Source organism: Haloferula sp. (assembly GCF_049672945.1).
In the GTDB taxonomy this organism is placed as follows: domain Bacteria; phylum Verrucomicrobiota; class Verrucomicrobiia; order Verrucomicrobiales; family Akkermansiaceae; genus Haloferula.
In genome coordinates this window covers 1-6,811 of record NZ_JBATWY010000108.1, presented here as the reverse complement: position 1 = coordinate 6,811, position 6,811 = coordinate 1, and the positions used below count along the sequence as shown (strand labels likewise).

Here is a 6,811-nt window from a genome sequence, read left to right as displayed (position 1 = left end):
CGTCCATTCGAAGCTCCGGTTCCAGTTGGTCTGGAAGCTGGTCGGGTCCATCATGCTGCCTTTTCGGAAGCGGTTGATGTCGGTCGGACCTCCCGGGGGTGTGTTGGCATAGACCTCGGTTTCGAGTTGCTTGAAGAGGCGGTCTTCGAGTTCCAGGTAGCTTTTGAAGTCGGTGATGTCGGACTTTTCGTCGAACTCCTCGTCGAGATCGACTTCCTGCCAGAGGTTGAGTTGCGGGCGTTGGTTGAGGACGTAGACTGCGATGGAAGCCAGCGAAACGAAGGTCACAAGCAAGCCGTAACCGAGGGTTCGGCGGACGATGGTCAGGGTGGTGAGAGCGGCCTTCTTCATGGGGGAGGGGCGTAGCATGGCGGGCGGGGACCGGGAAGGGCAAGTGTAGTGAATTGCCTGCCCGGAACGAAAAAGCCGGCCTCGAACTGAATCGAGGCCGGCTGAGAAATAGGGTTTGCAGGATCAGTTTCCGCTACCCTTGGCACCAGCGGTGACGGCTTCCATGACCTTGCTCAGGTTGAAACTACCCGGCTCCTGGCGTGGTGGGAATTCCTTGAAGCTCTGCAGCCACTGTCCGACATAGGCGGCCGCGGGTGCGATGAGGAAGGCACGCTCCATTCGCCACATGGGGTAGCCCATCGCCTCATGATCGGCGCGCTCGAAGGGGTCGGTCCGCAGGTTGAACAGTTTCGGCAGGCGAAGCTCGACGAAGGGCTCCTGCCAGACGTCGAAGCCGTGACCCCGCTGTTCGAGGAAGACCATCTTCCAATTGTTGTAGCGAAGGGCGGCGACGCTGCCGTCATCCGTCCAGTAGAGAAACTCTTTGCGCGGCCACTCGGCACCACTCTTGAGCGAGGGCATGAGGTCGTAGCCGTCGATGTGGACCTTATAGTCCATGTCTCCGACCTTGAGTCCCTTCAAGAGATCTTCTTTGACGGTGGTGTTCCCTGCTCCTGCGAGCAGTGTGGGTAGCATGTCCTCGTGGGATCCGATGTCGTTGACGATGGTGCCGGGCTTGATCACGCCAGGCCAGCGGATGAGGGTCGGAACGCGGTAGCCACCCTCCCAGTTGGTGTTCTTTTCGCCGCGGAACATCGTGGTGCCACCATCGGGCCAGGTCATCATTTCGGCTCCGTTGTCGGTCGAGTACATCACGATGGTGTTTTCCTCGAGGCCGAGTTCCTTCAGGTGGTCGAGCAGCTGTCCGACGTGGCCGTCATGTTCGACCATGCCGTCGGGATAAATTCCGAGGCCGGTCTTGCCCTCAGCCCCGGGTTTGAGGTGGGTCCAGACGTGCATCCGGGTGGAGTTCCACCAGAGGAAGAAGGGCTTGTCGGCCTTTTTGGCGCGGTCCATGAAGTCGATGGCGCGGGTCGTGACCTCCTCATCGACGGTCTCCATACGCTTCTTGGTCAGTGGGCCGGTGTCCTCGATCTTGCCGTCTGCCGTCGAGCTGATCACACCACGCGGGCCGAACTTTTTCTTGAATTCGGGATCCTTCGGGTAGTCGGGATTCTCGGGTTCCTCTTCAGCATTGAGGTGATAGAGATTGCCGAAGAACTCGTCGAAGCCGTGCTCGGTTGGCAGCATTTCGTCACGGTCGCCAAGGTGGTTCTTGCCGAACTGGCCGGTCATGTAGCCCTGGGCCTTGAGCAGGGTGGCGATGGTCGGATCTTCCTTCTGCATGCCTTCCGGAGCGCCGGGCAGGCCGACCTTGGTCAGGCCGGTGCGGATCGGCGACTGGCCGGTGATGAAGGCGGCGCGGCCGGCGGTGCAGCTTTGGCCCCCATACCAGTCGGTGAAGAGGGCGCCTTCATTGGCGATTCGATCGATGTTCGGCGTCCGATAGCCCATGATGCCCATGTTGTAGGCGCTGATGTTGAACCAGCCGATGTCGTCACCCCAGATGATGAGGATGTTGGGCTTCTTGTCCTGAGCGAAGGCGGTGGCGGCAAACGAAAGGATGCCCCCGAGGATAAGCGGAATTTTACGGAGTTTCATGGTTTGAGTCGTCAAGGCGACCCCTATCCCTAGGGACAAGTTCCCGTTCCGTGAATTGCAAAATTCTGATCGCCGCGATAACCCTGGTGCATCGTGATCGGATGCAGGCATCTCATTCATGCATGGGCGCCGGCGAAGAACGCCTCCTCCGCCGTGTCAGCCTGCATTTTTTTAAGCGAGAAACTTTGCCGTGATGTCCTGGGATCGCTCGAAGAGCGTGCGGAACGGGCGGTCAAGATCGACGATCAGCGCGAAGACGAGGGAAATGGGCCAATCGTCGAGGGTGGACATGGAGAGGTAGGAGTCGAGGGAGAGATCGAGCCAAGACCCGGCCACTGGCAATCTGCAGCTTGGCGAAGTGAGAAATTCCGCGTCCGGAGCTTGTCGAAGCAAAAGGGATTGCCTTAAGTTGCCGCGATGAAACATGCATCAGTTCAACGAATCGGGAAATGCCTGTCAGGAGCCTTGGTCGCGCTTTCGGCGTTTTGTCTAAGCAGCTGTGTGACGGAGGAGACGGTGACGGATGGCTCGGGCCAGGTGATTTATCAGGAGCCGGTGGTTCATACTCCTTTCGAAAGCGAGCAGAAGAAGCAGGAGCAAACAGAGCAAAGGGAGCGCGAACTCGGGTGGTAGCAGGAGGCTTCCCGCGGATGGAGAGGTGAGTTCAGACGAAGGATCTGAACAGGGCTTACTCCGGGAAGACGACCTTCCAGTCATTCTTCATGTCGACGACAGTCCAGCCTTTGGCCTTGGCCTCATCGAGGCCTTTGTCGAAGCGGCCGATGTGCGAGTCACGATCGTAGGCCCACTCGCGCTCGGCATCGGTGTGGTGGACGTAGAGGCTGAAGCGCGGTCCGTCGCCGGCTTGGGTCCACTGGTGCATCTGGAGGTCACCGTCGGAATTGCCGGCGGAGAAGATCGGGCGTCGTCCGATGTGGGTCTGGATGCCGACGGGTTTGCCTTCCTTGTCATCGATGAAGTTGAGTTCCGGAATTCTCATCACCACGGCCTCGCCATCGCGCATTTCGAATTTGGTCTTCACGCTGCTACCAACGACCTGCTCCGGTGGGATGCCGTAGACGCGCTCGGTCCAGGGGCGCATGAAGTCGATCCCGCCGCCCGAGACGATGAAGGTTTTGAAATCATTCGCACGAAGATAGGCGAGGAGCTCGAGCATCGGTTGATAGACCATTTCGGTGTAGAGCTTGCCGGTTTCGGGGTGCTTGGCGGTGGTGACCCAGTCGGTAGCGATCTCGTTGAACTCATCCGTGGTCATGCCGGTGTGGGTGGCCATGGTCATTTTGATCAGGGCTTCTTCGCCCCCGGCGAGCGCGCCTTTGTGGTCGCCTTTCAGCACGGACGCGAAGGGCTCCTCGGTTTTCCACTCGGGATGCTGGGGCGCGAGTTGCTTGATCCGGTCGAAGATGAAAAACGCCTGGAAATACATCGGCTGCTCGGCCCAGAGGCAGCCATCATTGTCGAAAGTGGCGATGCGTTCAGGGGCCGGAACAAAGTCCGCCGAGCCTTTGGTGGTGACGCTCTTGACGAACTCGATGATCGCCTTTTTTGGAGAGGTGTCGTTCCAAGAGGGTAGAGGGTCGGCGGCGTGGGTGGTTGCCGCCATCAGGACGGACAGGAGGATCTTCGATACGGGTCTCATGAGAATTGGCACAGGTGGCGAGCCTCTGGAATAATTAAAGAGATTGTTTGGGGCGTTAAAAAGTGATGCCGAATCGGACACCCGCCACCACGCGAATTCCGGGACCGCTGGTGAATCCCTCGCCGACCAGCAGCTGGACGTCCGGCGTGATCTGAAGGTTGTCCCTTGCATGCCAGCGGTAGAATGCCTCAAAGACCGCTTGGATTTCCTTTTCGGAGTCCGAACCCCGTCCGATACCCGCCGCGATGCCTGCGAGATCCTTTTCGCCGCAAGGACGCGCGTAGCCGGCTGTGAGGAGGTAGTCGAGGGACGCCGCGCCTCCGTCTGACCAGGAAAAGCGTGCGAAACCCTTCTCGCCGGCTTCGCTGAAAGCCTGTTCGTAGGTCAGGGAGAAGCCGTATCCGCTCGGGCGTCCGGCGTCCTCCACGGCGTCGCTCTGCCAGACGAGCCATTGGAAACGCCGCGCGAGGTCATCGTGATCCTGGTAGTCGTAGGCCAACTGAAGGGCCGTGAAGAAGGCTCCGGATCCGAAGTCGAGACTGACCTGATCGCCGGTCTGGGTTCCTTGGACGGTCGAAGCTCCGAATCCCGCGCTGAAGCCGTTGTCGAGGGAAAGCAGTGCGGTGAAGCCGGCCCCGAACCGTGGGAAGGCGACCGCGGGATCGCTGGCAAAACCCTGGTTGAGGAAAAACTGCTTCGAGCTGGCGAGTTGATTGCCGCCGAACTGCGAATCGATGCTGAGCTGGCCGTACCGCAGCTCGATATTCGGATCCTTGAATTGGTGACGGAGGAAGAAGTCGGGGGTTTCGAGACCGCTGTTGCTGAAGCCATCGACGACTCCCCAGAGCGCTCCGATTTCCGGCCCGAGCTCCGCGGCCGAGGTGGGTCCGATTTCGTGCCGATAGCGGATGCGAAAGCGGAGTTCGGTGGGGTTGTCCACCCATCGATAACCCGGCTTCCAGATACCTTGAAACGTGAAATCACCCGAGGCTCCGACGGGCACACCATTGCCGAGGAACGAGCCAAGGCCGACGGCATAGTAGCTGGCTGTCCAGCTGAGTCCGGTCTCTGCCTGGATCTTCTTGCGAGCGATGGTCCACTCTTCAAACAGAGGAAATGACCATTGGCCCGCCAGTTGGTCGCGTGCAATCAGCTCCGAGGCGATGTCGTCAGGATTGACCGCCAGTTCCTGGGTGCCGGGTTCGACGGCGTGTGCCGTTAGAATGACGGCAAGACATGGAAAGAAGCGGAGGACTTTCCTCATGAACGTGGACTGCAGTGGAAAGCTTGCCGATTCGAGAAGGAAGATGTCTGGTTCTGGAAAGTTGGTATCCGTCTGACTGATGTCGCTTCATGCGTGCCGGAGATCCGGCAAGGCATGAAGCGGGTGTTAGACGGATCAGCGAACGGCGGCGTCGCGCTTTGCGAGATAGACCTGATATTCCGAGTAGGTGACTTTGCCATCCTTGTTCACATCGGCCTCGTCAAAGCTCACGGCGAAAGTATTGAAGATGAGGGGATTGGCCTGGGCCTCTTCCAGTGAAACCTTGCCGCTGCCCGACTTGTTGATCAATTTGAACTTTTCCACAGTGCCTCCCGATTCGAGGTATTCCGCCTGATCGACAAATCCGTCGCCATTGGCGTCGTAGTTTTTGAAGGCATTCGCGATGGTCAGGTCGACGACTTCTTGTCGGCCGACGACTCCGTCATTGTCTTTATCGGCCATTCGAAAGGCCTGTTCCGGAGTGGGATCGGTGGTGCTGGCGCAGCTGGCGATCAGGACGACGGGGAAAATGCGCGTGAGTGTTTTCATTGGGGCAAAAAGTTGGAGAAATTCCGCCGGTTCGTCGATGAAGAAGTCAGCCCGGCCATCGGGGCGGGCAGGGCGACCTCACTTTGGGGATTCTGGGAACAGGATGCCCTCAAGGACTGTTTCATCGAGCGCGGCCTGGTAGCGTTTGCCGCGCAGGCTGTCCTTGATGCTGGTGTCTTGCTTGAGCAGCGACAGGCAGACTTTGCGTAACATGGCGAGGCCCTGCGCCGCGTGGTCCTTGCGGGCGCGGCACTGGTCTTCGTCAAGGGTGACATCCAGGACCCAATGACACTGGTTCTCGATCGACCAGTGCTGGCGGATGAGTTGCTGGAGACGTTTGGCGTCGGGCTCATGGCTGGTCAGGTAGTAGCGCTTTGGCACGCTTTTCTCACCGCTGCCGAGCTGCTCGCGATGGAATTCGACACAGACCGCCACGACCTCGGCCTTGTACGAGTCGCTGGAACATGTCCGGCCGACCCGGTCGCTCGTGATGATGTTGGAAGTAGCAGAGGTTTCAGAAGTAGATGCCATAGATCCGTAGCCTATGGCATCTACGCGGATTCTGGATAGGGGGGTTCTGTTGGGCGCTTACCAATGAATTAAGAAAAGCCCCACCCGTTTTCGGTTTGGGTGGCGGATTGGGGGCTTTCGGCGCGTTTCCGGTCGGTGGATCGTCCTCGGGTGGGTCGGGGGGCGCAAGGCCCGGGTCACTTCCGCTTGGGGAGCGGAGATTCGTGGGGGCTGTTCGCAGACCGTCACCATGCATACCGCGTTTAGCGTTTCGGCGGTTCCTCGGGAAGCCGAATCGCCGCCCCCAGCCTTCACTCCGGGCCAAATCGCGCGAGCCAGTTCGTGGGTCCATCGATCGCCAGAGCCAATCCGCCCCCATGATCCGCCCCGTCACGACCGCCGGACAACCGCCTCAGTCCCCTGGTCTTCCGACGATTCTATCCCGCCACACCATTGTCTACCGTTTGCCTGGCATCATCTTCGGCAACTTCTCAGTGATCGCCATTTATTGGATGGCAGCGTAGCTGGCGCAAGCACCCTCTTCCGGTTTGGTGCTTACACCGTAGCTGACGGCCGAAGCGGAGAAGGGAGCATTCCGAAGCGGGATACGGAGGCTATTCAAAACTACTAGCTCTGTCGTAAGAAACCGGCTAAATGCAAAATTCAAGGACCGACCCCACAAGCGACACGGTCTTCGGGGTGATGGTCTTGAAGCCCGCGTTGATCGCGACGCTTTCATCAATCTGGGCATTGCTGGTGGCGCAACTCGAAAGAGAGGCTCCGATGGCGACGACGGCGAGGAGGCTGATGGCGGC

Annotated in this window: 7 protein-coding genes and 1 pseudogene; 2 read left to right on the top strand and 6 right to left on the bottom strand. The window is 59.3% G+C overall.

What is annotated here, in order from left to right; genetic code table 11:
- A pseudogene (locus WBG04_RS09680) lies at nucleotides 1–351 on the bottom strand (hypothetical protein); the annotation flags it as partial.
- 123 nt (nucleotides 352–474) lie between these two features.
- Complete coding sequence (locus tag WBG04_RS09675) at nucleotides 475–2,013, bottom strand: arylsulfatase (RefSeq protein WP_424314211.1); 1,539 nt, start codon at nucleotides 2,011–2,013, stop codon at nucleotides 475–477.
- A 417-nt stretch (nucleotides 2,014–2,430) separates the two neighbouring features.
- Here WBG04_RS09675 and WBG04_RS09670 point away from each other — a divergent pair, with 417 nt between their 5' ends.
- The gene (locus tag WBG04_RS09670; RefSeq protein WP_424314210.1) at nucleotides 2,431–2,646 is read left to right on the top strand and encodes a hypothetical protein; all 216 of its coding nucleotides are present in this window, start codon (nucleotides 2,431–2,433) and stop codon (nucleotides 2,644–2,646) included.
- A gap of 55 nt (nucleotides 2,647–2,701) precedes the next feature.
- On the opposite strand, the gene WBG04_RS09665 is transcribed toward WBG04_RS09670, so the two are convergent.
- From WBG04_RS09665 to WBG04_RS09650, 4 genes are all read right to left on the bottom strand, one after another.
- The gene (locus WBG04_RS09665) at nucleotides 2,702–3,673 is read right to left on the bottom strand and encodes an HAD family hydrolase (RefSeq protein WP_424314209.1); all 972 of its coding nucleotides are present in this window, start codon (nucleotides 3,671–3,673) and stop codon (nucleotides 2,702–2,704) included.
- Between the two features lie 55 nt (nucleotides 3,674–3,728).
- Nucleotides 3,729–4,937, bottom strand: a complete 1,209-nt coding sequence (locus WBG04_RS09660) for a carbohydrate porin (RefSeq protein WP_424314208.1) — start codon at nucleotides 4,935–4,937, stop codon at nucleotides 3,729–3,731.
- A 135-nt stretch (nucleotides 4,938–5,072) separates the two neighbouring features.
- A complete protein-coding gene (locus WBG04_RS09655; protein ID WP_424314207.1) occupies nucleotides 5,073–5,486 on the bottom strand; it encodes an EF-hand domain-containing protein in 414 nt (137 codons plus the stop codon).
- A 78-nt stretch (nucleotides 5,487–5,564) separates the two neighbouring features.
- Nucleotides 5,565–6,017 carry an ISAs1 family transposase gene (locus WBG04_RS09650; RefSeq protein WP_424314206.1) on the bottom strand — a complete coding sequence of 151 codons (453 nt, stop codon included), beginning with the start codon at nucleotides 6,015–6,017 and terminating at the stop codon, nucleotides 5,565–5,567.
- Nucleotides 6,018–6,373: 356 nt separating this feature from the next.
- On the opposite strand from WBG04_RS09650, the gene WBG04_RS09645 reads away from it, so the two are divergent.
- The gene (locus WBG04_RS09645) at nucleotides 6,374–6,520 is read left to right on the top strand and encodes a hypothetical protein (RefSeq protein WP_424314205.1); all 147 of its coding nucleotides are present in this window, start codon (nucleotides 6,374–6,376) and stop codon (nucleotides 6,518–6,520) included.
- The last annotated feature ends 291 nt before the right edge of the window (nucleotides 6,521–6,811 follow it).